This window comes from Streptomyces carminius (genome assembly GCF_002794255.1).
Taxonomy (GTDB): Bacteria; Actinomycetota; Actinomycetes; order Streptomycetales; family Streptomycetaceae; genus Streptomyces; species Streptomyces carminius.
In genome coordinates, this window is sequence record NZ_PGGW01000069.1 from 112,096 (window position 1) to 135,857 (window position 23,762).

At 75.6% G+C, this 23,762-nt stretch carries 21 protein-coding genes, 2 tRNA genes and 1 riboswitch; of the genes, 13 read left to right on the forward strand and 10 right to left on the reverse strand.

Annotated features, from left to right (window positions below; translation table 11 throughout):
• Position 1: 1 nt before the first annotated feature.
• Positions 2 to 1,060 (forward strand): ABC transporter ATP-binding protein, encoded by a 1,059-nt coding sequence (locus tag CUT44_RS27555; protein ID WP_100204687.1) that lies wholly within the window; start codon positions 2 to 4, stop codon positions 1,058 to 1,060.
• A 58-nt stretch (positions 1,061 to 1,118) separates the two neighbouring features.
• Here the strand turns inward: CUT44_RS27555 and CUT44_RS27560 are convergent, their stop codons facing one another.
• Positions 1,119 to 2,768: a helix-turn-helix domain-containing protein gene (locus CUT44_RS27560; protein WP_100204688.1), complete on the reverse strand. Its 1,650-nt coding sequence runs from the start codon at positions 2,766 to 2,768 to the stop codon at positions 1,119 to 1,121.
• 261 nt (positions 2,769 to 3,029) lie between these two features.
• Between CUT44_RS27560 and CUT44_RS27565 the strand changes: the two genes are divergently transcribed.
• The gene (locus CUT44_RS27565; protein WP_100204689.1) at positions 3,030 to 4,292 is read left to right on the forward strand and encodes an NAD(P)/FAD-dependent oxidoreductase; all 1,263 of its coding nucleotides are present in this window, start codon (positions 3,030 to 3,032) and stop codon (positions 4,290 to 4,292) included.
• A gap of 83 nt (positions 4,293 to 4,375) precedes the next feature.
• Entirely contained in the window at positions 4,376 to 4,897 is a 522-nt protein-coding gene (locus CUT44_RS27570) for a DUF421 domain-containing protein (protein WP_199185860.1), read from the forward strand.
• 96 nt (positions 4,898 to 4,993) lie between these two features.
• Here CUT44_RS27570 and CUT44_RS27575 read toward each other — a convergent pair whose 3' ends face one another.
• Positions 4,994 to 6,349, reverse strand: a complete 1,356-nt coding sequence (locus CUT44_RS27575) for an SGNH/GDSL hydrolase family protein (RefSeq protein ID WP_100204690.1) — start codon at positions 6,347 to 6,349, stop codon at positions 4,994 to 4,996.
• 248 nt (positions 6,350 to 6,597) lie between these two features.
• On the opposite strand from CUT44_RS27575, the gene CUT44_RS27580 reads away from it, so the two are divergent.
• Both CUT44_RS27580 and CUT44_RS27585 read left to right on the forward strand, forming a co-directional pair.
• Entirely contained in the window at positions 6,598 to 7,989 is a 1,392-nt protein-coding gene (locus tag CUT44_RS27580) for a DUF445 domain-containing protein (RefSeq protein ID WP_199185861.1), read from the forward strand.
• A 373-nt stretch (positions 7,990 to 8,362) separates the two neighbouring features.
• Positions 8,363 to 9,187 (forward strand): hypothetical protein, encoded by an 825-nt coding sequence (locus tag CUT44_RS27585; protein ID WP_100204691.1) that lies wholly within the window; start codon positions 8,363 to 8,365, stop codon positions 9,185 to 9,187.
• Between the two features lie 291 nt (positions 9,188 to 9,478).
• On the opposite strand, the gene CUT44_RS27590 is transcribed toward CUT44_RS27585, so the two are convergent.
• Positions 9,479 to 10,594 (reverse strand): Gfo/Idh/MocA family oxidoreductase, encoded by a 1,116-nt coding sequence (locus CUT44_RS27590; protein ID WP_100204692.1) that lies wholly within the window; start codon positions 10,592 to 10,594, stop codon positions 9,479 to 9,481.
• A gap of 183 nt (positions 10,595 to 10,777) precedes the next feature.
• On the opposite strand from CUT44_RS27590, the gene CUT44_RS27595 reads away from it, so the two are divergent.
• From CUT44_RS27595 to CUT44_RS27605, 3 genes are all read left to right on the forward strand, one after another.
• Positions 10,778 to 11,557 (forward strand): HAD-IIA family hydrolase, encoded by a 780-nt coding sequence (locus CUT44_RS27595; RefSeq protein WP_100204693.1) that lies wholly within the window; start codon positions 10,778 to 10,780, stop codon positions 11,555 to 11,557.
• Positions 11,558 to 11,705: 148 nt separating this feature from the next.
• A complete protein-coding gene (locus CUT44_RS27600; protein ID WP_233221708.1) occupies positions 11,706 to 12,470 on the forward strand; it encodes a hypothetical protein in 765 nt (254 codons plus the stop codon).
• A gap of 11 nt (positions 12,471 to 12,481) precedes the next feature.
• Positions 12,482 to 13,252 carry a class F sortase gene (locus CUT44_RS27605; RefSeq protein ID WP_233221709.1) on the forward strand — a complete coding sequence of 257 codons (771 nt, stop codon included), beginning with the start codon at positions 12,482 to 12,484 and terminating at the stop codon, positions 13,250 to 13,252.
• Positions 13,253 to 13,280: 28 nt separating this feature from the next.
• On the opposite strand, the gene CUT44_RS27610 is transcribed toward CUT44_RS27605, so the two are convergent.
• A complete protein-coding gene (locus CUT44_RS27610; RefSeq protein ID WP_100204694.1) occupies positions 13,281 to 14,087 on the reverse strand; it encodes a CbtA family protein in 807 nt (268 codons plus the stop codon).
• 13 nt (positions 14,088 to 14,100) lie between these two features.
• Positions 14,101 to 14,334, reverse strand: coding sequence for a CbtB domain-containing protein (locus CUT44_RS27615; RefSeq protein WP_100204695.1), 234 nt, complete (start codon positions 14,332 to 14,334; stop codon positions 14,101 to 14,103).
• A 34-nt stretch (positions 14,335 to 14,368) separates the two neighbouring features.
• A riboswitch (cobalamin riboswitch) is annotated at positions 14,369 to 14,489 on the reverse strand.
• Positions 14,490 to 14,578: 89 nt separating this feature from the next.
• Here CUT44_RS27615 and CUT44_RS27620 point away from each other — a divergent pair.
• A complete protein-coding gene (locus CUT44_RS27620; protein WP_100204696.1) occupies positions 14,579 to 15,652 on the forward strand; it encodes a glycoside hydrolase family 6 protein in 1,074 nt (357 codons plus the stop codon).
• Positions 15,653 to 15,715: 63 nt separating this feature from the next.
• Here the strand turns inward: CUT44_RS27620 and glxA are convergent, their stop codons facing one another.
• Both glxA and CUT44_RS27630 read right to left on the reverse strand, forming a co-directional pair.
• Positions 15,716 to 17,692 (reverse strand): radical copper oxidase GlxA, encoded by a 1,977-nt coding sequence (glxA, locus tag CUT44_RS27625; protein WP_100204697.1) that lies wholly within the window; start codon positions 17,690 to 17,692, stop codon positions 15,716 to 15,718.
• Positions 17,689 to 19,644, reverse strand: a complete 1,956-nt coding sequence (locus CUT44_RS27630) for a glycosyltransferase family 2 protein (protein WP_100204698.1) — start codon at positions 19,642 to 19,644, stop codon at positions 17,689 to 17,691. The genes glxA and CUT44_RS27630 overlap by 4 nt, the downstream gene beginning before the upstream one ends.
• A 431-nt stretch (positions 19,645 to 20,075) precedes the next feature.
• On the opposite strand from CUT44_RS27630, the gene CUT44_RS33250 reads away from it, so the two are divergent.
• On the forward strand, positions 20,076 to 20,225 hold the full coding sequence (locus CUT44_RS33250; RefSeq protein ID WP_158239675.1) for a hypothetical protein: 150 nt from the start codon (positions 20,076 to 20,078) through the stop codon (positions 20,223 to 20,225).
• A 116-nt stretch (positions 20,226 to 20,341) separates the two neighbouring features.
• Here CUT44_RS33250 and CUT44_RS27635 read toward each other — a convergent pair.
• Positions 20,342 to 20,415, reverse strand: a tRNA-Lys gene (locus CUT44_RS27635).
• 156 nt (positions 20,416 to 20,571) lie between these two features.
• Here CUT44_RS27635 and CUT44_RS27640 point away from each other — a divergent pair.
• From CUT44_RS27640 to CUT44_RS27650, 3 genes are all read left to right on the forward strand, one after another.
• Positions 20,572 to 21,225 carry a nucleoside/nucleotide kinase family protein gene (locus tag CUT44_RS27640; RefSeq protein WP_100205228.1) on the forward strand — a complete coding sequence of 218 codons (654 nt, stop codon included), beginning with the start codon at positions 20,572 to 20,574 and terminating at the stop codon, positions 21,223 to 21,225.
• Between the two features lie 95 nt (positions 21,226 to 21,320).
• Positions 21,321 to 21,914 carry a lytic polysaccharide monooxygenase auxiliary activity family 9 protein gene (locus CUT44_RS27645; RefSeq protein ID WP_100204699.1) on the forward strand — a complete coding sequence of 198 codons (594 nt, stop codon included), beginning with the start codon at positions 21,321 to 21,323 and terminating at the stop codon, positions 21,912 to 21,914.
• 244 nt (positions 21,915 to 22,158) lie between these two features.
• Positions 22,159 to 22,656, forward strand: a complete 498-nt coding sequence (locus tag CUT44_RS27650; protein ID WP_100204700.1) for a phospholipase — start codon at positions 22,159 to 22,161, stop codon at positions 22,654 to 22,656.
• 76 nt (positions 22,657 to 22,732) lie between these two features.
• On the opposite strand, the gene CUT44_RS27655 is transcribed toward CUT44_RS27650, so the two are convergent.
• A tRNA-Lys gene (locus CUT44_RS27655) sits at positions 22,733 to 22,806 on the reverse strand.
• Between the two features lie 59 nt (positions 22,807 to 22,865).
• Positions 22,866 to 23,726, reverse strand: a complete 861-nt coding sequence (locus CUT44_RS27660; RefSeq protein ID WP_233221711.1) for an IclR family transcriptional regulator — start codon at positions 23,724 to 23,726, stop codon at positions 22,866 to 22,868.
• Between the last annotated feature and the right edge of the window lie 36 nt (positions 23,727 to 23,762).

Consider the following 23,762-nt stretch of genomic DNA (forward strand, 5'->3'; position numbering starts at 1 on the left):
GGTGGACCGGACGGACGGGGTGGACGCGGTGGGCGGTGCCGGGGACGGCTTCATCGAGCTGGCGGGTGTGGAGAAGGTCTTCCGGGTGCGGCGGCGCACCGGCCGCGGCCGGCGCCGTGAGGTGCGCGAGGTGCGGGCCGTGGACGGGATCTCCTTCCGGGTGCCGCGCGGCGCGATGGTCGGTTACATCGGGCCGAACGGGGCGGGGAAGTCCACCACGATCAAGATGCTGACGGGGGTGCTGACACCGAGCGGCGGCCGGATCCGGGTGGCGGGCGTCGATCCGTCCCGGGAGCGCACCCGGCTGGCGCGGCGGATGGGAGTGGTGTTCGGGCAGCGCACCACCCTGTGGTGGGACCTGCCGCTGCGCGACTCGTACGCCCTGGCGCGGCGGATGTACCGGGTGCCCGGGGCGCGCTGGCGGGAGAACCTGGAGCGGTGCGTGGAGCTGCTGGAGCTGGACGGCCTGCTGGACGTCCCCGTGCGGCAGCTGTCGCTGGGGCAGCGGATGCGCGGGGACATCGCCGCGGCCCTGCTGCACGACCCGGAGGTGCTCTACCTGGACGAGCCGACGATCGGGCTGGACGTGGTCAGCAAGGCGCGGGTGCGGTCCTTCCTGCGGCAGGTCAACGCCGAGCGCGGGGTGACGGTGCTGCTGACCACCCATGACCTGACCGACATCGAGCAGTTGTGCGACCGGGTGATGGTCATCGACCACGGCCGTCTGGTGTACGACGGCTCCCTGGCGGGCCTGCACCGGGTGGGCGGCGGTGAGCGCACGCTGGTGGTGGACCTGGCGCGGGAGGCGCCGCCGGTCCGGATCGAGGGGGCGCGGACGGTGCGGGTCGAGGGGCCGCGCCAGTGGCTGGCCTTCCCGGCGGACGCGAGCGCGGCGCCGCTGGTGGCGCGGATCGCGGCGGAGTACTCGCTGGTGGACCTGTCGGTGCGGGAGCCGGACATCGAGGACGTCATCGCGCGGATGTACGAGCGGGGAGCGGCGGCCCGGGGAACGGCGGGGGAACGCGCGGGGGAGGCCGCCGGGGAGGTTCCGGCGGGTTGAAGGGGAGGCCCGCCGCCCACCAGCCCTCCGGGCCCCGGCCCGCCCGCCCCGGGGCCCGTCACTCCCAGGCGGCGAGCTGCAGCCGCAGGGCGAGGCGCAGCCGGGGCGAGGAGAGGTCCACGGGCGCCACCTCGCCGATTCCGCGCAGCCGGTAGCGCAGGGTGTTGGGGTGGATCCGCAGGGCGCGGGCGGCCCGCCGCGGATCGCCGTAGTGGTCCAGCCAGGCGGCCAGGGTGGGCAGGTGGGAGGTGCCGTGTTCCCGGTCGTGGTCCCGCAGGGCCGTGAGCGGGTTGCCGGGGAGGCCGGGGCCGGCCGCGACCGCGGCGCGGGCCCGTTCGAGTACGACGGCGTCCCAGGCGTCCTCCAGGGTGACCAGCGCGTCCGCCGGGCTCTCGCGGTCCTCGCCGTCCTCGCCGTCGCGGTCCCTGTCGCGGTCGCGGTCGCGGTTCAGTCGTCCCGCGGTGAGCAGCCGGCCGAGTTCTTCCGCCTCGGCCCGGGAGCGCGGCAGTTCGGCCGGTGAGCGGGCGAGTCCGCCCGCCGCCGCGTGCGGGCCGGAGCCGGGTGCGCGGGTCCGGGCGAGCAACTGTCCCAGCCAGTCCAGCGAGCCGGGCTCACCGCCCGGCGGCCCGCCCCGCGGGGGGTCGGTGACCACGGCGAACAGGAGGCCGTCGAGGTCGGTGAGCAGCGGCTGGTGCCAGCCGAACCGGCGTGCGACCGACTCCCACACCTCCAGTCGCAGCCGCGGGTCCGGTGCCTGGCCGGGGTCGGCCAGCCGCACCACCCGCCACGGCCCGGCGGGAAGCGCGGGTGTGCCCCCGGGAGGGCCGCCGGCGGGCCCGCCGGTTTCCGGGGTGCCGCCGCGCAGCGCCGTGCGCAGGGCGCCGGCCGTCAGCCGCCGCGCGATGTCGGCCTCCGCGCGCAGCCGGAGCAGCTGGAGGGCGAGGACGGAGGTGAGGCCGGTGAGCTCGCGCACCCGGTCGGCCGGTACGGGCCGCCGGGCCACCACCCAGACGGAGCCGAGCCACTCGTCACCGGCCCGGACCGGGACGACCAGCCGGGGCAGGGTCCCGTCCGGCCCGGCGGGGGCCATGACGGGGTCGTCGGAGCGGGCCAGTCTGCGGAAGACCCCGGCCGCGCGGTAGTGGGCGAGGAGCTGCGGGGGCACCCGCCGTCCCACGATGGTCGACATCCGTGCCGCGTCGGCGGTGTCCTGGCGGGCGGAGTGGGCCAGGACCCGGGAGTGGGCGTCCTCGATCGTCACCGGGGCGTCGGCGATCTTCGCGGCGGTGTCGGCCAGCGCGAACAGGTCGTGGTGCGTCCCCCGTACCTCCGGGACCGCCGTGTCCGGGGCCGGGGCGCGGTCGACCATGCCCCGCAGCAGCCACACCAGATGGGTCCAGGAGGTGTGCCGGCCGAGCTCGATCAGGGCCGTGTCCAGGTCGCGGGCGGTGCGGACGACCCGGGGGTCCGCGGCCGGGGGGTCGCGCAGCACGACGCCCGCCGCCCCGGCCGCCGCCACCCGCCGCAGCAGGCCGGCGGCCGCCTCGGGGCCGGCCAGACCGGTGCCGAGGACGAGTTCGCCGGGCCGGCCCGTGCTGTCGTCCGGTTCGGCCAGGACGATGTCGTGGACCTCCGTCCCCCGGCCCGGGACGACCACCCGGAGCAGCCCGGGACCCAGGGACTCCGCCAGGTCGACGGCGGTGATCACGGCAGGCCCCGGACGGCGGCGGAAGCGGGAACGGTGCCGGGGGCGGCGGCGGTGCCGGCGGGAGCGGCGGTACGGCGGCCCGCCGGCGGGGCCGCGGAGAGGACGCGCATGCCCCCATCCTGCCCCGCCGTTCTGTGCGCCGGGAACCAGATCCTCCGCCCGGACGGTGCTCCCGGCACAAAGACGCCCGCCCGTACCGCGCCCACCATCGGAGGGACTCCGGCCGAAGGGGCCGAGGGGACCGAGAGAGAGGCGTCCGTCATGACTTCCGCTGCTTCCGGTGCGCGCCCGGACCGGGTCGCCGTCGTCGGTGCCGGCATGGTCGGACTGTCCACCGCCTGGTTCCTGCGGGAGCACGGGGTGGAGGTCACGGTCTACGACCGGGAGGGGGTGGCCGCCGGGGCCTCGTGGGGCAACGCCGGGTGGCTCACCCCGGGACTGGTCGCCCCGCTGCCCGAGCCCGCCGTCCTGCGGTACGGGCTGCGCGCGGTGCTCAGCCCGGCCTCGCCGGTCTACGTCCCGCCCAGCGCCAGCCCCCGGCTGCTGAGGTTCCTGGCCGGTTTCGCCCTGCACAGCACCGCCGCCCGGTGGCGGCGGGCGATGGCCGCGCTCGTCCCCGTCAACCGCATGGCCCTGGAGAGCTTCGACCTGCTGGCCGCGGGCGGGGTGGCGGCGCCGACGGTCGAGGCCAAGTCCTTCGTCGCGGCGTACCGCACCGCGCGCGAGCGCACCGGCCTGCTGGAGGAGCTCGCGCAGCTGCGCGCCGCGGGCCAGGACGTCGACCACGACGTCCTCGACGGCGAGGCGGCCCGCGAGGCGGAGCCGGCCCTGTCGCCGGAGATCGGCGCGGCGGTCCGGCTGCACGGGCAGCGCTACATCGACCCGGGCGCGTTCGCGCACGCACTGGCCGACTCCGTCCGGGCCCGCGGCGGCGAGATCCGCGCGGGCGCGGCGGTGACCGGGGTGCACCACCGGTCCGGCGGCGTGGCGGTCGAGCTGTCCGACGGGACCTCCGCGCGCTTCGACGCGGTCGTCCTGGCCGGCGGGGTGTGGCTGGGCGAGCTGGGCGCGCGGTTCGGCATCCGCCGCGTCGTGCAGGCCGGGCGCGGCTACAGCTTCAGCGTCCCGGTGGAGCGGGAACCGGCCGGGCCGGTCTACTTCCCCGCCCAGCGGGTGGCCTGCACACCGCTGGGCGACCGGCTGCGGGTCGCGGGGATGATGGAGTTCCGCCGTCCCGGCGCACCGCTGGACGGCCGCCGGATCAAGGCCGTCACGGACGCCGCGCGGCCCCTGCTGCGGGGTGCCGACCTGGACGCGCGCCGGGACGAGTGGGTCGGCTCCCGGCCGTGCACCGCCGACGGCCTGCCGCTGATCGGCGTCACCCGTTCGCCGCGGGTCTTCGCCGCGGGCGGGCACGGCATGTGGGGCGTCACCCTGGGGCCGGTGACGGGCCGGCTGCTCGCGGAGCGGGTGGCCACCGGCCGGGAGCCCGCCGAGCTGGCGCCCTTCGACCCGCTGCGCTGACGGCTCCCGCGGGAGCGCCCGGCCGCGTGTCGCGGACGCCGGGGACCGGCCTGCCCGGCCCCCGGGGCGGTAGACCGGGCGGCATGTCCGATCTGATGGAGATGTTCGTTCTCGACGCGCCGCTCGCGGAGACCGTCGTCCGGGGCGCGGTGGTCTACCTGGCGCTGCTGTTCATGCCGCGTGCCGCGGGACAGCGCGAGTCCGGCGGCCTGGGACTCACCGACGTGCTGATCGTCGTCCTGGTCGCGCAGGCCGTCTCGGGCGGTCTCGGCGGCGGCTCCCGGTCGGTGACCGACGGCCTCGTGCTGGTCGCCACGATCCTCGTGTGCAGTCTGGCCGTGGACGCCGCGGCGTACCGGTTCCCCCGGTTCGCCGCGGTGGTGAAGGCCAGGCCGCGCCCGCTGATCCGGGACGGCCGGCTGAACCGCCCGCTGATGCGGCGGGAGTTCATGTCCACCGAGGAGGTGCTCAGCCGGCTGCGGCTGCACGGTGTCCATGATCCGGCGCAGGTCCATCTGGCCTACCTGGAACCCAACGGGATGATCAGCGTGCTCCGCCGCGGCGGGGAGGAGACCGACACCCCGGTCCGCCCACCGGCCGAGTGACCGCCTGCCGCCGGGCGGGGCCCGGGAACGGGCGGAAGCGGCGCGGGGGACGGGCCGGGCCCGGCGGCCGGTGACGAGCGGTCCCCGGGGCCCGTCTCAGTGCCCCGCCTGCTCCGCGGCCGCCCGTACCCCGGCCCGTGACCCGCCGTGCGGCGGGGCCGCGCCGAGCAGCGCCGGGTCCACCGCGTCGGCCATCGCGCGGAAACCGGCGTCGTTGGGGTGGACGTGGTCGCCCGAGTCGTAGGCGGGGCGCAGCCGCTCCGGACGGCCGGGGTCGCGCAGGGCGGCGTCGAGGTCGACGACCGCGTCGAAGCCGGCGTCGCCGCGGCGGACGCGGTCGTTGACCTCCCGCCGTACGGCCTCCAGCCGCGCGGAGTGCTTCGGGTGACCGCCGAACGGCAGCAGAGTCGTCCCGACCACCCGCAGTCCGTGCCGCTGGGCGCGCCGGGCCAGCTCCGCCAGGCCGTCGGCGATCCGGGCCGGATCGGTCCGGTGCGGCGTCTTGAGGATGTCGTTGACGCCGAGCTGGACGATCAGGACCTCGGCGCCGCTGTGGGAGAGCACGTCCCGCTCCAGCCGGGTCAGGGCGGCGGGCCCGTTGGCGGGGGAGCCGCGCGGGGCGCCGCGCAGGATCCGGTTGCCGCTGATGCCCTGGTTGAGGACGGCGTAGCGGGGGGCGCCGGGCTCGGTGCGCAGCCGGTCGGCGAGGAAGTCGGTCCAGCGGTGGTCGGCGCCGAAGGTCGCGGTGATGCCGTCGGTGATGGAGTCGCCGAGCACCACCACGGCGCCCTCGGCCCGGTCCGTCCACACGTCCACGGCGGTGACGTAGCGCCAGTGGGCGGTCCGTTCGGTGTAGGCGGCGCCGGAGACGTCGGCGGCCCGGTCGCCGCGGGCCAGATAGCCGGTCTGCCGGGCGAAGCGGTGATGGGTGACGGGTCCGGAGGCGGCGGGTGTGTGGAGGGTGACGAGCAGGTCGGTGTCGGCGGGTACGTCCAGCCGTACCGCGTCGCTGGTGAGCTCCGCCCCGGCCGGGACGGTCACCTCCGGGTGGGTGCCGAAGGTCAGACGGCGCACGGTGCCGGGTACGGCGGCCGGTCCGCCGGGCGCCGCGGCCAGGGCGACGGTGGCGTGGGCGAGGACCAGCGGACGGGTGCCGAACAGGTTGGAGACGCGCACCCGGGCGGCGCTTCCGCCGGCCGAGAGGTGCACCACGTTCCGCAGGGAGGCGTCCGGGTGGCCCTCGGGGGCGCCCGGCTCGGCGGACACCGGGGCGGCGGACCAGGCGCCGACCCAGGTGCCGGAGGCCACCGGCGCCACCGTGGTGCCGGCGCGCGGGGTACCGGTGCCGGAGGCGGCCGGCCCGCCGCCGGCACCGACGAAGATCGCCGCGGAGACCAGGACCGCGACGGCCGCCAGTCCCGCCAGCAGCGGGTATCCCGTACGCCGGGCCATGGCGCGCCCGGCCCCCGGCGGTGTCCCCGGGCGCCCTCGGTCGTACACGGTGCGGTCCCCCCTCCGGGCCCCTGCCGGGCCCGTGAAGCCATGAGCCGGTGGACGGCGCCCGCCCGTACGCCGTGTGCCCGTCGCGCCGTGGAACCCCGCCCGCCTCGACAGACGCCCGGGGCGCCCCGAACGTTGCCTTTGCGTTCCGGGAGCGGTTCCCTGCGACAATTGCGCCGGGGACGGGGAACGGGTGGAGCATGGAACGGACGAGGACGGACGGCGGCCCCGCGCGCACCGCGCCGGAGGCACGGACGGCGGACGGCACGACGGCCGGGACGGCGGGCGGCGCACCGGGAAGGCCCCCGGGCGGCCGGCCGGTGTTCGACCCGGCGGCCTTCACGGCGGCCGACGAGGAGAAGCAGCGCGGGGTGCGCCGGATGAAGGCCATCGCCACCGGCGCGCTGCTGGTGGCGGCACTGGTGTTCGCGCTGGCCACCTGGGCGGAGAACCGCGGGGCGGGCGCCTGGGCGGGCTATGTGGCGGCCGCCGCCGAGGCGGGCATGGTGGGCGCGCTGGCGGACTGGTTCGCGGTGACCGCGCTGTTCAAGCGTCCCCTGGGGCTGCCGATCCCGCACACCGCGATCATCCCGACGAAGAAGGACCAGCTCGGCCGCAGCCTCGGGGACTTCGTCGGCGACAACTTCCTGGCCGAGGAGATCGTACGGCGGCGGCTGCGCGCGGTGGGCATCGGCAGCAGGCTGGGCACCTGGCTCGACCGGCCCGACCACGCCGACCGGATCACGGCCGAACTGGCGACCGCGCTGCGCGGGGCGCTGACCGTACTGCGGGACAACGACGTGCAGGCCGTGGTGGGCGAGGCGATCACCCGGCGCGCCCACGCCCGGGAGATCGCGCCCGGCCTGGGCCGGATGCTGGAGCGGATCGTCGCCGACGGCGGACACCGCCGGATCGTGGACCTGGTGTGCGCACGGGCCTACGACTGGCTGGTCCGGCACCAGGACTCGGTGATGGAGGCGGTCGCCGGCGGCGCCCCGGGCTGGACGCCGCGCTTCGTGGACCGCAAGGTCGGTGAGCGCGTCTACCGGGAGCTGCTGCGCTTCACCGGCGAGATGCGGGACATGCCCGACCACCCGGCGCGCGGCGCGCTGGACCGCTTCCTGCGGGACTTCGCCGGCGACCTGCAGAACGACCCCGAGACCCGGGCCCGGGTGGAGCGGCTCAAGTCGGAGCTGATCTCCCGGGACGAGGTGCAGGAACTGATCGGTTCCGCCTGGGCCTCGGTACGGGCCATGGTCGTCGCGGCGGCCGAGGACGAGCGCAGCGCGCTGCGGCTGCGGGTGCGCGCCTCGGTGCTGTCGCTGGGCAAGCGGCTGTCGGCGGACGGCGGGCTGCGGGGCAAGGTCGACGGCTGGATCGAGGGGGCGGCGGCGCACGTCGTCACCACCTACCGCCACGAGATCACCTCGCTGATCACCGAGACGGTGGAGAGCTGGGACGCCGAGCACACCTCCCGCAAGATCGAGGCGAACATCGGCCGGGACCTGCAGTTCATCCGGATCAACGGCACGGTGGTGGGCGCCCTGGCGGGCCTGGCGATCCACACCGCGACCCACGTGCTGGGCGGCTGACGCGTCCGCACCGCGGAAGGGGGCCGCCCTGCCGGTGCCCGGGAGGGCAGCCCCCGTGGTACGGGCGGGCAGCGCCGCGGCGCGCGGTGAACCCGCCGGCGGACGCCCTCGTCATCCCGGTTGCACGCCGCCGGCCGCCCACACGGCCCGCGGCGCGCACGCCGGCCGGAGCACGGTGGCCAGGGCATGGACAGTGCTGCGCTCCGGCCGGCCCCGCACCGGGGCCGGCCGCCGGGCACCCGCCCGGCGGAGGAACCGGCGGGAGGACGGGCACCCGTACAGCGGCTTCCCGCCGCTGCCGGGCGGCGCCCCGTACGTACCGGCGGTGCTCCCCGGCTGATCCGGCGGCCCGCCCCCGGAAAGAGAGCACTGGATGCGCGGACACCTGCCGATCGCCGTGACGGCCTGCCTTCTCCTCGCGGGCGCCGCCGGGTGCGGCGGCGCCGGCCAGGAGGAGGGCGGCGGCGCGCCCCGGACGGCGGAGGCGGCCGGGGCGGCCGGGGCGAACGGTGTGGCGGAGCTCGGCCCGCGCCGTATCGCCGAGCGGGCCGGAAAGGTGCTGGCGGACACCCCCTCGCTGCGGGCGGTCGTACGGACCCCGGACGTCGGGACGGCCGACCTCACCGCCGACGACCGGGGCAACTGCGCCGGGACGATGTTCGGCGGCGGGGACGGCGGGGACGGCGGGGACGGCGGGGACGGCGCGGCACGGCTGGTGCGGCGCGGCGGCACGGTCTGGGTGCGGCCGAACGACGCCTACTGGGAGTTCATCGGCGAGGCCGGGGACAGCGCCAGGGCCAAGCGGGAACTGCTCGGCGGCCGCTACATCAGGGGACCGGCGGACCCGGACGAGGCGGTGTACGGCCAGGTCGCGCTGCTGTGCGACCTGACCCTGCTGACCGGGGAGCTCATCGCCGCCGTCCTGGAGTCCGACACGCTCACCAAGGGATCGCCCACCGAGGTCGGCGGCGTGCGGGCCGTGCCGGTGACGGGCACCTCCGAGGGCGGCGCGACCACGCTGTTCGTCGCGCTCGACGGCGAGCCCCGCCCGGTGCGGCTGACGCGGAAGGGCGACGGCGGTACCGAGACGTACGAGCTGCGCGACTACGGCCGGCCGGTGCCGGAGGGGGTCCCCTCCCGGGGCGAGAGCCTCGACGAGGCCGAACTGCTCGGCGCGGACGGAACGGGCCTGACCTGACCGGATCCGAACGGACCTGACCTGACCTGCCGGAGCCCGGCCGGAGAAACCCCCGGCGGCCGGTGAACCCGCCGGCCGCCGCCCCCGTCCTCCAGGGTGTACGCCGGGGTCGCCCACACGGCCGGCGGCGTACGGCCGGGACGCGGCCGCGGTCATGGACCCACCGCCGCGCACCGGTCCGCTCCCGGGGACGTCCCACCCGGTGGCGACCGGAACCGGCCCCCGGCCGTTCTCGCGGCGGCCGGGGGCCGGTTCCCGCGCGACGGTTCCGGCCGGGGTTCCGGTCGGTACTCAGGACCGGCCGGGGGCCGGGTCCCGGTCCGGGGCCGCGAGCCGGACGGTCCGGCCCTCGGCGGCCGACACGCGGGCCGCCTCCAGCACGCGCAGGGCGCCGGCCGCCTCCCGGGCGGTGACCGGGGGCGCGGTGCCGCCCCGGAGAGCCGCGGCGACGGCCGCGTAGTACGCGGGGTAGTCGCCGTCGAGGGACGGCACCGGGCGCGTCTCCTCGCCCGCGCCCAGCACGCCCCACGCCGTCTCCGGCTCCACGCCCCACCGGGCCCCGGCCACCGGCCGGGCGCCCGCGCGCAGCGCGTCCTCCTGCGGGTCGAGGCCGTGCTTGACGTAGGCGGCCCGGCTGCCCAGCACCCGCATGCGGGGGCCGAGCCGGGCGGCGGTGGCGCTCATCCACAGATGGGAGCGGACCCCGCCGGTGTGGCGCAGGGCGAGGAAGGTGTCGTCGTCGGTCTCGGAGCCGGGGCGGCGGGCGTCGGACTCGGCGTACACGGACTCCACCGGGCCGAACAGGACGAGCGCCTGGTCCACCAGGTGGCTGCCCAGGTCGTACAGCAGACCGCCGGCCTCGGCCGGGTCTCCGGACTCGCGCCAGCCGCCCTTCAGGGCGGGACGCCACCGCTCGAAGCGGGACTCGAAGCGCCACACCTCGCCCAGTTCGCCCTGCTCCAGCAGCCGGCGCAGGGTGCGGAAGTCGGCGTCCCAGCGGCGGTTCTGGAAGACCGACAGCAGCAGTCCGCGCTCCTCGGCCAGCCCGGCCAGCGCCTCGGCCTCGGCGGCGGTGGCCGCCAGCGGCTTGTCGACGACGACCGCCAGGCCGGCCTCCAGCGCCCGGGTGGCCAGTTCGACGTGGGTGCGGTTGGGGGAGGCGACGACGACGAGGTCCAGTTCGCCGGCCCGGTCGAACAGCTCGCGGGAGTCCGCGGCGGTGCGCAGGTTCTCGCCGTGCTCGGCGCGGGCCCGGCGCTGCCGCTCGGGGTCGGAGGTGACGACGGTGTCCAGGACGAGCCCGTCGGTGGCGGCGATCAGCGGTGCGTGGAAGACGGCGCCGGCCAGGCCGTAGCCGATCAGACCGACGCGCAGTGGGCGGGAAGGCGGGCGGGAAGCAGTGTCCATGGGTTTCACCCTCGCATCCGGTGCGGACGGCGGCACACCGTCCCCCCGGCGGACCGTTGTCCGGCAAGGGTGGGCGGCCGGTCCGGGGCGGGTACGCGGTGGCTACGCTGGGGCGGTCGGCGCAGCACGAAGCGGTGTGCGGCAGCCGCGTCCACCGAGGCGTACGACAGGCAGGAGTGACTGATGGCGGAGCGCAAACCGATCGAGTCGTGGCTCACCGACATGGACGGCGTCCTCGTCCACGAGGGGGTGCCGATCCCCGGGGCCGATGCCTTCGTCAAGCGGCTGCGGGAGACCGGCCGGCCGTTCCTGGTGCTGACCAACAACTCGATCTACACGCCCCGTGACCTGCACGCCCGGCTCAAGCGCGGCGGTCTGGAGGTGCCGGTGGAGAACATCTGGACCTCCGCCCTGGCCACCGCCAAGTTCCTGGACGACCAGCGGCCGGGCGGCACGGCGTACGTCATCGGTGAGGCCGGGCTGACCACCGCCCTGCACGACATCGGGTACATCCTCACCGACACCGAGCCCGACTACGTCGTCCTCGGCGAGACCCGCACCTACAGTTTCGAGGCGCTCACCAAGGCGATCCGGCTGATCAACGACGGGGCGCGGTTCATCGCCACCAACCCCGACGAGACCGGGCCGTCCGCCGAGGGCGCGCTGCCGGCCACCGGATCGGTCGCCGCGCTGATCACCAAGGCGACCGGGCGCGAGCCGTACTTCGTCGGCAAGCCCAACCCGCTGATGATGCGGGCCGGGCTGAACGTGATAGGCGCGCACTCCGAGTCCAGCGCGATGATCGGCGACCGGATGGACACCGACGTGCTGGCCGGGCTGGAGGCCGGAATGGAGACCTTCCTCGTCCTCACCGGGCTGACCGGGACGGCCGACATCGACCGCTACCCCTTCCGGCCCTCCACGGTCGTGGACTCGATCGCGGACCTCGTCGAGAGGGTCTGACCGGGGCTGAGCGGTGCCGGGCGGGCCCGCCCGGCACCACCCGGCGAGCCGACTCCGGCCCTACCCGAACGGAGCAGCGTCCGCCGGTGCCGGGATGCGGCCGGGGGCCGCACGACGGATCTTCGGAGTACCGATCCGGAGGTTCGACATGGGCACCTGCACGGTCACCGTCCGTACCGCACGGTCCGGCACCGTACGCTCCGCGCCGCGCGCCCTGGCCGCGGCGCTCACCGTCTGCGCCGTGGCGCTGGGCGCCCCCGCCGCGGCGGCCGAGAGTCCGGGCACCGGGGACCCGCGGGTCTCCGCGGGCCCGGCCGACGGGGCGGGGGTACGGGTCGAGCCCCGGCGGGCCCGCCCCGGCAGCGAGGTGGAACTGCTGGCCGCCGCCTGCGAGGGAACGGTGGGAACCGCCCGCTCCGCGGCGTTCGTCACCGACGCGCTGCTGGCACCCGCGCCCGGCGGCGGACTGCGCGGGGAGGCGGCCGTCCGCTCGGACGTCGAGCCGGGGAAGCACCGGATCACCGTCGAGTGCGAGGGCGCGGGGAAGGGCGCCGGGGCCGGGCTGACCGGTCTGGTGACCGTGAGCCCCACCGGCGGCCGCGACGGCGACGGGGCCACGGGTGAGCCCTCCGCCCACCCGTCGGCGGCGCCCTCCACCGAACCTTCCGCCGATCCTCCCGCCGGCCCCTCCACGGGACTGCCGGAAGGTCCCGCCGAGAGCCCCGCCGAGAGCCCCGCCGAGAGCCCGGTCGCCCCCGTGCCGGCCGGTGGCGGCGGCACCGCCGGGGACACCGGGCCCGGCTCCCTCCACACCGCCCTGGGCGCCGCCCTGGCGGGCGCGGCCGGTCTGGTGGTGGCCTGGCGGGCGGTCCTGTCGCGGCGCCGGTCCCGTACCCGCGGCACCGACGGCTGACCGGGCCGGCCGTGTACGGCGGGTACGGCGGGTACGGCCGGACCACGGACGGGGAGCCGCGCGCCTCCGCCGCCGGCCGGCTGGCGGCCGCGGCGGTGTGGGCCGTGCTGCTGACCGCCGTGTGGCTGTGGGGGCGGGAACTGTCCGACCCCGCCGCGGTGGCGCCGCCGGATCCGCGCCCGGGCAGCGGCGCCCGGCACGATCCGGCCGGCGATCCGGTCGGCGGTGCGGACGGCGCCTTGGGCCGTACGCTGCCCGCCGCCCGCGCCCCGCTGCCGGTGGCCGAGCCGCGGCGCGTCGACATCGAGGCCGCCGGTGTCCACGCCCGGATCGTCGAACGGGGCCTGGACAGCGACGGCGCGGTCCGGCCGCCGCCGATGGACACCCCCGGGGTGGTCGGCTGGTACCGGGACGGCCCGGAGCCGGGGACCGAGGGCGCGGCGCTGCTCGTGGGCCATGTGGACACCGACCGCGGCCCGGCGGTCTTCCACCGGCTGGCGTCGGTGCGGCCGGGTGACCGGGTGTACGTGACCCGCGCGGACGGCACGGTCGCCGAGTTCACGGCCGAGGACGTCTCGGTCGCCGAACGCGACGGCTTCGACCCGGCGCGGGTCTACGGCGTCCGGTCGCCCGGCCGTGCCGAGCTGCGGCTGATCACCTGTACCGGGGAATTCGACCGGGACAGCCGCTCCTACTCCGCCAACCTGGTGGTCTCCGCCTACCTCACCGGTGTCCGGCCCGCGCGGGAGCCGGACACCGGTGCGCTGGAGTGGCGGGGCTGACAGGACTGACGGGACTGCCGGGGACGGCTCAGGTGCCCTTCCCCGCCGCGCCACCGGCCCCCGCCGCCCGTGCCGCCCGCAGGCCGAGCAGGCCGAAGGCGATGCCCAGGGCCGCCCACAGCACGGCGTGGGAGGCCAGCGAGAGCATCCGGAAGTCCCACAGCAGCCGGGCGTCCACCGGCACCGGGTCGGGGTTGCCCGGCAGCAGGAACAGCGCCGCACCCGTGGCCACCACCACGCCGGCCACGGCGAGCTGACGCACCGGCGCCTCCCGGTCGGCCAGTCGCCGGTGGAGCTGCCGGGCGAGCAGCATGCCCAGCACTCCGACCGCCAGCGCGGCCAGCCACAGCACCTGGCGCTCCTGGACGGTGCCGCCGTCGCCGACACCCGGCGGGTTGGCCGGGTAGCGCAGTCCGGGCAGCAGGGACAGGGCCGTGAAGCCCGCTCCCGCCAGCAGCAGGGACCTGTTCCAGGGCCGCTCGGTCAGGGCGCCGGAGCGGTGGAGCAGGGCGTAGGCGACGGCGAAGAACACGCCCAGCGCCAGCCCGACGACCACCGCGGTCACCACCAGCCCGAAGTGCTGGGTGCCGCGCGAGAACAGTTCCTCGTGATGGGCCGTCACGCCCGTGGCGTCGTGGGCGTGGGCGTGCCGTTCCGCCTCCTGCGCGATGGCCCGGTCCATCAGCGGTTCGGCCAGCAGCAGGGAGAACAGCCCGGCGGCCAGCCCGGCCGGACCGCCCGCGGCCAGCCCCCGCCTGAGCAGGGGCAGTACGGGACGGTCGGCGGTGCGGGCCGCGGGGTTCCGGACAGGATCCTGAGAGGTCACCGCGGTCATGATGCGGTTCCGCTCAGTGGCAGGGGGCACCGAACAGGTGCCGCCCGTCGTGTGCGAACTCGTGCAGGTACGAGCCGGTGGCGGAGACGAGCTGGCCGTTGTCCATGAAGACGGCGTAGAGCGCGATGAGCGCGACGACGGCCGCGGCTGCGGCGATCGCCCAGTCCCGGGCCCGGCCCGTGGCGTCGGCGACGGCGGCGCCGTCGGCCGGGATGCCTGCCGTGGTGCCGGCGGTGTGCGGGGACATCCGCGTTTCCTCCTCCTGGGGTTTCCACGCCCCATTGACGGGAGAAGCGACGGGTCAGTTCCTGACTCCCCGGGCCCGTGGGGCCGCGGGTCACAGTGGCGGGACCGTCCCGGACTCGCACCGGGTTCCTGCGCACCGTCGCCTCGATATGAAGATGTGCTCGATCGGAGGTTCCCAGCCCATCCGGGAGCTGTCAATGTGCCAGGATGGCCCGACCGGTTTGTGCCGATCCGAGGGGGAGTGGATGGACGGCTTGTCGGCCGGCCGACGGCCCGGTGCCGCGCGGTTCCGGCGAGCGGCCCGGGGGGCCGCGGTGGGGATCCTGGTGCTGGTCACGGGCTGTTCCGGCCTTTTAGGGGGGAGTCCGCCCGAACGGCCGGACGGGTCCGGGGAGAAGGCGGCCCCGGTGGGGCAGCGGCCCGCCGGGCAGGTCCCGTACTGGGTGGACCCCGGGGGGACGGCCGCCCGGCGGCTGGCCGAACTGCGCCGCGCCGGGCGGGAGGAGGAGGCCGGGCTGCTCGAGCGGATCGCCGCCCAGCCCGTCGCCGAGTGGATCGGCGCCGACGATCCCGAGGGGCGGACCAGAGAGCTCACCGAGGCCGCGGAGCGGGCGGACCGCACCGCCCTGCTGGTCCTCTACAACATCCCGCACCGCGACTGCGGCCAGTACTCGCAGGGGGGTGCGGCGGACGGCGACGCCTACCGGGCCTGGCTCGGCGCTGTGGCCGAGGGCATCGGGGACCGGTCCGCCACGGTGATCGTCGAGCCCGACGCGCTGCCGCACGTCCTGGACGGCTGCACTCCCGGGGAGTTCCACGAGGAGCGGTACGCGCTGCTGAACGAGACCGTGCGGCGGCTCAAGGACCTCCCGGGGACGACGGTCTACCTGGACGCGGGCAACCCGAGCTGGATCCGGGACCCCGGCGCGATGGCCGGGGCACTGCGGCGGGCGGGTGCCGACCGTGCGGACGGCTTCGCGCTCAACGTCTCCAACTACCGGACCACCGGGGAGAACGTCGCCTACGGCAGGCGGTTGTCGGCGCTGCTCGGCGGCAAGCACTTCGTGATCGACACCAGCCGCAACGGCAACGGACCGGCCGACGGGGCCGGGGACGGCGGGGACGCCGAAAGCTGGTGCAATCCGCCGGGCCGGGCACTGGGCGAGGCGCCGACGACGGACACCGGCGAGGAACTGGTGGACGCCTATCTGTGGATCAAGCGCCCCGGGGAGTCGGACGGCACCTGCAAGGGCGGCCCCGAGGCGGGCGCGTGGTGGGAGAAGTACGCGCTCGAACTGGCCCGCAACGCGGGGGAGTAGAACACCGTGCCGGCCGTGTGCCGGAGGCGCGCCCGGCGCGCGTCCGGCACACGGCCCGGTGGCTCAGTCGGCGGCGACGGTGACCGGCTCCGCGTCCGGCGAGACCGGGACCTTCACCCACACCGACTCGGACGGGACGCCCTCGCCGTCCAGCACGTTCAGCATGTAGTAGCCCGGGGGCACCAGGGACGGGTCGTCCGGGAGGGTGAACGTCAGCCCGTCCGCCGTCCGCTCGAACTCCAGGGCGACGGAGCGCTGCTCGACGTTGGTGACATGGGTGAAGGAGCCGGGCCGGACCAGCCGGGCGGTCCGCACCCTCGCCGCGTCCTCCGAGGCGAACGTCACCTTCCCGCCGAGCTCCACCGTCCGCGGCTCGCCGGTGCCGCGCAGCTCGGGCCGTTTCCCCCGGAAGAGGTACGGCGGCGAGTAGAGGTCGATCTGCTGCTGGAACTCGCCCGGCCGGGTGTCGGCCTTGTCGGCGAACAGCGAGTCCGAGCCGAAGGTCATCACCCGGCCGTCGGGCAGCAGCAGCGCGCCGGAGTGGTAGTTGCGGCCCACCAGCGGATCGGCGACCGTGCGGGCGGTGTCCGTCCTCGCGTCGTACAGCCCGGCCCGCAGCACGTCGGAGCCGCCGCGGCCGCGGTAGCCGCCGGAGCCGTTGGTGGTCAGCACGGTGTCGTCGGGCAGGATCACGCTGCTGGGGTAGCGGACCGGCGCGTACAGGTCCGGGCCGGGGGTGAACCGCGGCTCGGGCTCGGTGAGGTCCACGATGCCGGTCCGGGCCGTGGCCCTGCGGCTCTCGCCGACCCCGCCGCCGCCGAGCACCATGTAGCGCTGTTCCTGCGCGGGGGGCAGCAGCACCGACATGGAGGTCTCCAGGACGTCCGGGTCCCCGAGGCCGGGCACCTCCCGGAACTCGTTGCTCTCCAGGTCCCACAGGCCGGGGGTGCGGCCCTCGTCGGCGGGGCCGTACCCGGCGTTGGAGCCGGTGTAGAGGATCCTGCCGCCGGCGGCGAGGAAGAGGGCGGGATAGGTGGGGAAGAAGCGCTCCTCGGGCAGGTAGGACCACTTCTGCGTCTCCGGGTCGTAGATCTCGTTCCTGCCGGGGACGACCTGGCCGATCTCGTCCAGCCCGGAGACCGACAGGACGCTGCCGTCCGCCAGGGTGGTCAGGGTCGGGTACCAGCGGGCCTCGTTCATCGGGTCGACCCCGACGTACCGCTCGGCCACCGGGTCGAACTCGTAGGAGTCCCTGATGCCCTGGAAGTCCTTCTTGTCGAAGGAGAGCTTCTGGGCGATGCCGTAGACGTTCCGCCGGTCGTCGCCCTTCAGACCGTGGACGCGGTACTGGTCCTGGGTGCCGGTCTGGTGCCTCCTCCCCTTCTTCAGGGCCTCCACGTAGACCCGGGCGGTGCTGACGGTGACCGTCACCTTCCCCGTCCCGGGTGCGGTGGTCTTCCCGGCGCGCGGCACCACGACCGGGGCCTGGGAGGCGAAGGTCTTCCCGTTGGCGCGGCCGGTGAAGCGGGTGCCGGCCGGGAGGGTCACCGGCTTGTCCGGGTCCTCGTTGTGGACGGTCATCAGGCCGCCGGCCTTCTCCACGTCGCCCTCGAGGGTCTCGTAGCGCTGGGTACCGCCGGCCACCAGCAGCCTCCCGTCGGGCAGCTGGGTGTGCCCGGCGCAGAACAGGTCCTTGGGCGTGGGGATGTTCGCGAAGGTGTTCTTCTCCGGGTCCCACAGCACCGTGCGGAAGGTCTTGGCCCGGAACTGCTCGGCGTCGTTGCCGGACCCCGCGATCAGCAGCACCTTGCCGGTGTGCAGCAGCGCCGCGTGGATGGTGTTGACGCGGTACCTCTCCGGGACGTCCACGGTCCTCCAGTGGCCGTTGGCCGCCTTGTACCCGGGCTGGTTGATCCGGTGGTCGTGCCAGGCCTCGCCGCCGAAGCGGTAGAGGGCCGGACCGTTGGCTCCGGCGAGTGCGGCGACGACCGCCGAGGCGATGGCGATCCGGCGGAAGCGGCGGCTCGGGCGGTACGTCATCGGTGCTCTCCCCCGGGAACGGTCTGCAGGGCCTCGCGGGCCGGGGCGGGCGCGGCGGCCGTACCCGCCGGGGCGTCCGGGGCGTCCGGGGCGGGCAGTCTTCTCCGGCTTCTCCGGCTTCTCCGGCTGTCGCGTTCCCGCCACAGGGTCCAGCGCCAGACGGCGACCGGCGCCGCGGTGATCAGCAGGGCGAGCGCGGCCCAGGTGGTCATCGCGGGGTGGTCGTGGCCCAGATGGAAGGAGCCGGCCAGCGAACCGCCGAACACGGCGGCGAAGAACAGATGTATCCGGAAGGTGCCGAACAGGGTGTCCGGACTGGCGGAGTCGCCCTTGGGGGTCACCACGAAACCGCTCCTGCGGCGCAGCACCGCGTCCAGCAGCGAGCGTGCGTACACCGGCGCGGAGAGCGCCGACATCACCATGCCCGCGACACCGCCGGAGCCCTCCGGCTCGTGGGGGGAGACGTTGTGCCGCCGGTTCCAGACGTACAGGCCGATCTGGAGGGCGGAGGCGTTGCCGTAGAGCATCATCCAGATCACCGGGTCGATCCGGACCCCGGAGGCGCCCAGCCCCAGGAAGAGCGCGCAGCTCAGCGCGGCCAGGATCCAGTTGAGCGCGGACATCGGGTAGAAGACGACCAGCAGCGTGTAGTTGAGCAGCTTGCCGGGCGGCAGGGTGAAGGGCGCCTTCCAGAACTGCCCGAGGACGGTCTCGTAGGTGCCGCGGCTCCAGCGGAGCTGCTGGGTGAAGAAGTCCGTCCAGGAGGTCGGGCCCTCTCCGACGGCGAGTACGTCCGGGGTGTAGACCGAGCGCCAGGTGCGGCCGGTGCGCGGGTTGCGCGCCCGGTGCATCTCGAAGCCGGTGGCCATGTCCTCGGTGATGGAGTCGTACAGGCCGCCGATCTGCTGCAGCGCGCTGATCCGCACCGCGTTGCTGGTCCCCACGAACATCGGCGCGCCGTAGCGGTTGCCGGCCCGCTGGATCAGGGCGTGGAAGAGGAACTGCTGGCTCTCCGCGGCCTTGGTGACGAAGGTGTCGTAGTTGCCGTACACCTGCGGGCCGACGACGAAGCCGACGTCCGGGTCGCGGAAGTAGCCGAGCATCCGCTCCAGGTAGTTGGGCAGCGGCACGTGGTCGGTGTCCACCGAGGCGAAGAAGTCGTAGCCGTCGCCGTGTGCCGCCAGCCAGGCGTTGTAGTTGCCGTGCTTCGTCTTCGCGCGGTGCGGGCCCCTGGCCCGGTTCCACTCGGCGACGCCCCTGCGGGAGAAGTGGCGCACGCCCAGACGCGCGCAGACCTCCTTCACCTCCGGATCGTCGCCCTCGTCGAGCAGCCAGACGTGCACCGTCCCCCGGTGGCGGACCCGCACGGCCGCCTCCAGGGTCCTGGTGACCATCTCCAGCGGTTCCTTGCCGGGCACGAAGGAGGTCAGGAAGGCGACCCGGGTGCCGGACTCGGGCACCACCGGTACCGGGTCGCGGGCCACCAGGGTGGCGTGCGCGTTGGAGAGGACGTTGAGGGTGCGGAACAGTTCGATCAGCCCGATCGAGACCAGCATCACGACGTCGAGCCTGAGGACCAGGTCGGAGACCGCGCCGTCGTCGCGCCTGGTCCAGTGGCCGGGCTGCAGCAGCCAGACCAGCAGTCCGAGGGAGACCAGCGGCGCGGCGCCCAGCAGCAGGGCGGCGCCGATCCGGTGCGGTTCCCGGGCGAGCAGGCCGCGGTAGCGCACCCGGTACGGCCGGTTTGGATCCGGCCGGGTGAGCGGACCGGCGAGCCGGCTGTGGTGCTCGTAGTCGTAGCGCGGTGGCGCCTCGTGCCACCGCGCCCCTCCGCCGCGGTCGCCGGTCTCCCGGCCGTGGTGGAGCCGGCGGGGTACTCGCAGGGTGACCGTCCGGGACGGATCCGGGGCAGGCCGTTGCGGCTGCCCGGCGCCAGCAGGCGTCGGCGTCATGACTTCGAACCCCCCGCGCGCGGCGGACCGCGCGCCCTCGACTGATGCCCCGCGCTCCGGCTCCCCTGCCATGGCGCGGTGCACTTCGGTACGTGTTCCCGTGACTGCGGGGCTTCCGCGCCGCGGCCCGGGGCCTCCCGCCCCCGGTCTCCCCGCCGGAGGCGATGTCTTTCGGCCTTCGGCCTTCGGCCTTCGGCCTTCGGCCTTCGGCCTTCGGCCGGAAGGCGGTGACCGGCCGGCCACCCCCGCCCCGGACGGCGGGACCCATGATGGCAGCAGGTCACCTGCTCACAACAGAGCGTGATCGAAAGTGTCGGACCGGGAGCGGAACCTTCCGCCACCCGAGCGAGTCGGACCGGACCGGGGTTGAAGAGCCGGGTACGAGGTACCCGGAGCCGGAATCCCCGGACCACGGAGGCTGTCGTTCCGCCATGTATGACACAGTGCAACCGGAAGCCGACGGACTGCCCGCACCGGTGCGGGCGCTCGACGAGCCGGCCCTTCCGCCGCCGCCCCTGCGGCTGGCCGGGGACGGCGACGAGGACGAGGGCGAGCAGCACATCTGCCGGGGCATCGACTGATCCGGGCGGCCGCACCGCCTCCGTGCCGGAGCCGCCGGTCCCGCGGCACGGGCGGTCCCGCTGCACGGGAAACGCTCCGGCCCCACCGCGGAGGCGGTGGGGCCGGAGCGAACGGGTGCGCCGCCAGGGACTCGAACCCCGGACCCGCTGATTAAGAGTCAGCTGCTCTAACCAACTGAGCTAGCGGCGCCCGCAGGGAGCCGGACCCGCGCCGTGTGGCGCCGACCCGTGCCGACCTGCGGGAACCAGCATACCCGACCTCGCGGTGTGCCCGGCCCCGGCCCCGGCCCGGCCCCGGTCCGCCCGGCGGCGTGTGTGCATACTCCTCGTGGTGATGTCCCGAGTGATGCGTACCGAAGAGCTGGCGGCGATGGCCCGGGGGGTGGCGGCCCGCGGGAGCGGAGGGCGGGCCGTGCTCGGGCTCGCCGGACCGCCCGGCGCGGGCAAGTCCACGCTCGCCGTGGCGCTGGTGGCGCGGCTGCGGGAGCGGTACGGGCCGCGGGCGGCGGCGTACGTGCCCCTGGACGGCTTCCACCTGTCCAACGCCCAGCTGGACCGGCTGGGGCTGGCCGCCCGCAAGGGCTCGCCGCCGACCTTCGACGTGCACGGCTACGCGGCCCTGCTGCGGCGGCTGGCGGACGAACCGGAGCACGACGTCTACGTGCCCGACTTCGACCGGACGCTGGACGAGCCGGTCGCGGCCCGGCACGTGGTCCGCCCCGGGACCCGGCTGGTGGTGACCGAGGGCAACTACCTGGCCTGTGAGCTGCCCGGCTGGTCCGGGGCGCGCGAGTGCCTGGACGAGCTGTGGTACGTCGACGCCGACCCGGCGGAGCGCCGCCGGCGGCTGGTCGAGCGCCAGCTCGCGGGCGGCCGTACGGAACGGGCGGCCCGGGACTGGGTGCGGACCAACGACATGCCCAACGCGGGGATCGTCGAGGCGTCGCGGGACGCTCCGTGGGTGACCCTCTCCTTCGTTTGGTCTGGACATGACCAGTAGGAAGGATTACGGTCGGTTCTGCTTGGTCTAGACCTGACCTCCTTCCGGCCTGCCCCCAGTGAGCCGGAAGGCCCCCCACGTTCAGGAGCGCGACAATGCGTAAGAGGATCACCACGGCACTGATCGGTTTCGGTGTGGCCGCGACGACGGTGCTCGCCACCGGCGGCACCGCCCAGGCGCACGGCTACGTCGACTCGCCGCTGAGCCGGCAGGCGCACTGCGCCAGCGGCACGGCGGGTGACTGCGGCGGCATCCAGTGGGAGCCCCAGAGCGTCGAGGGTCCCAAGGGCTTCCCGGCCGCCGGTCCCGCCGACGGCCGGATCTGCGCGGGCGGCAACTCCCGCTTCGCCCAGCTCGACGACCCGCGCGGCGGCAACTGGCCCGCCACGAAGCTCACCCCCGGCCAGGGCTTCACCTTCACCTGGAAGATGACCGCGCGGCACAGCACGACCGACTTCAAGTACTACATCACCAAGGACGGCTGGGACCCGAACAAGCCGCTCACCCGGGCCGACCTGGAGCCGCAGCCGTTCATGACGGTGCACATGGGCGGCCGCCAGCCCGCCGCCACCGAGAGCCACCAGGGCAGCCTCCCGACCCAGAAGTCCGGCCGGCACCTCATCCTGGCCGTCTGGACCGTCCATGACACGGCCAACGCGTTCTACTCCTGCTCCGACGTCGAGTTCTGACCGCGCCGGGAGCCGGTCGCAGGAGGGGGCGGGCCCCGGGCCCGCCCCCTCCGCGGCGTTCCGGGACAGCCGTGCCCGCCGTGTCCGGGGGAAACATCCGGTCAACAGTGGTCGAATATCGGACTGTTGACTGACTGTGCACATGACAGTGCCGGAGTGCGGGTGATACCCCTTCCGAAGGCTCCCCGCCTCGCCAAACCCCGCCGAGGCGTCCCACCGCTCCCGCTCCCGGAGGTCGTCCCCGATGCGCCGCAGATCCGCCGTGTCCCTGACCGTGTCCCTGTCCACCGTCGCCACGGCGGCCCTGCTCGGTCTGGCCGGACCCGCCGCTGCGGCACCCGCGGACAAGCCCCGGGTGCTCAGCGGCTGGACCCAGACGAGTGCGAGCAGCTACAGCTCCTGGCTGTCCGCCCGGAACGACCGGGGAGCCTGGAGCGCCTACGGTTTCGACTGGTCCACCGACTACTGCAGCAGCTCCCCCGACAACCCCTTCGGCTTCCCCTTCCAGACCGCCTGCGCCCGCCATGACTTCGGCTACCGCAACTACAAGGCGGCCGGCTCCTTCGACGCGAACAAGGCCCGGCTGGACAACGCCTTCCACGCCGACCTCAAGCGGGTGTGCGCCCGCTACAGCGGAGCGACGAAGACCTCCTGCGACAGCACCGCCTGGATCTACTACCAGGCCGTCGACAAGTTCGGGAACACCCCCGCGGTGGACGGCTCGCGCGACACCCGGTCCTGACCGGGGCGCCGCCCCCGGAGCCGCGCGGGGAAACGCCGGGGGCCCCGCACACGGTGCGGGGCCCCCGGGCCTCCGGTGCGCCGCCAGGGACTCGAACCCCGGACCCGCTGATTAAGAGTCAGCTGCTCTAACCAACTGAGCTAGCGGCGCCCGCGGCGCGCACGAGCGCGCCGTCGGCACCGATGATACCCGCCCGCGGGGATGCCCGCTCACAGGGCGAGCGGCAGCAGCATCCGGGCGGCGTGCGCGCTGAGCTCCTCGGCGGCCCGCCGCAGCCGGTGTGCGTCCTCGACGGGCAGTGCCAGGCCCAGGGAGCCGACCATCGCCCCGGCCGTGACCGGCACGGCCGCGCAGACCGTGCCGAGCGAGCACTCCCGCAGGTCGAGGACCGGCACGGCCGGTGGCTGCCGGTCCAGGACGCCCAGCAGCGCCCGCTCGTCGGCGACGGTGTACGGGGTCAGCCGGACCGGCCGGTACCGGGCGAGGTGGTCCCGGCGGGCCTCGTGGTCCAGCTGGCCGAGCAGGCACTTGCCCACCGCGGTGGCGTGCCCGGTGGTCCGCACGTCCGGCCAGCCCTCGGGCGCCGGGGCGCCCGGGCTCTCGGCGGACAGGACGATCTCCAGCTCGCCGTCCCGGTAGCGGCCCAGGCAGACCGCCGCGCCGAGGGTGTCCCGCAGCCGGGCGAGCGTCCGCCACAGCCGTCCGTGCAGCGTCCGTTCCCGGTCCCCGCCGCCGCGGAGCAGGGCCGCGGCCTCGCCGACGGCGTACGTGCCGTCGGCGAGGTGCTCCAGATACCGCTCGCGGTGCAGGATCCGCAGCAGACCGGCGAGGTGCGCGGGCGCCAGCCCGGTCTCCCGGGCCAGCAGCTCCCCGGTCATGCCCTCCCCGTGCGCGGCGACCGCCTCCAGGACGCGCAGCGCGTGCCGTACCGATCCCAGGGGCACCGGCCCCGCGTCGTGCTCCGGCACCCGGTCCGGCGCGTGCTGCGGCGCGTGCTGCGGCGCGGGGCCCGGCATCCGGTCCGGGGAGTGCTCCGGGGGGAGGTCCCCGGGGGAGTCCAGCAGTGTCACGGTGTCCCTCTCAGGGGCGGGACCGCCCCGGCGGGG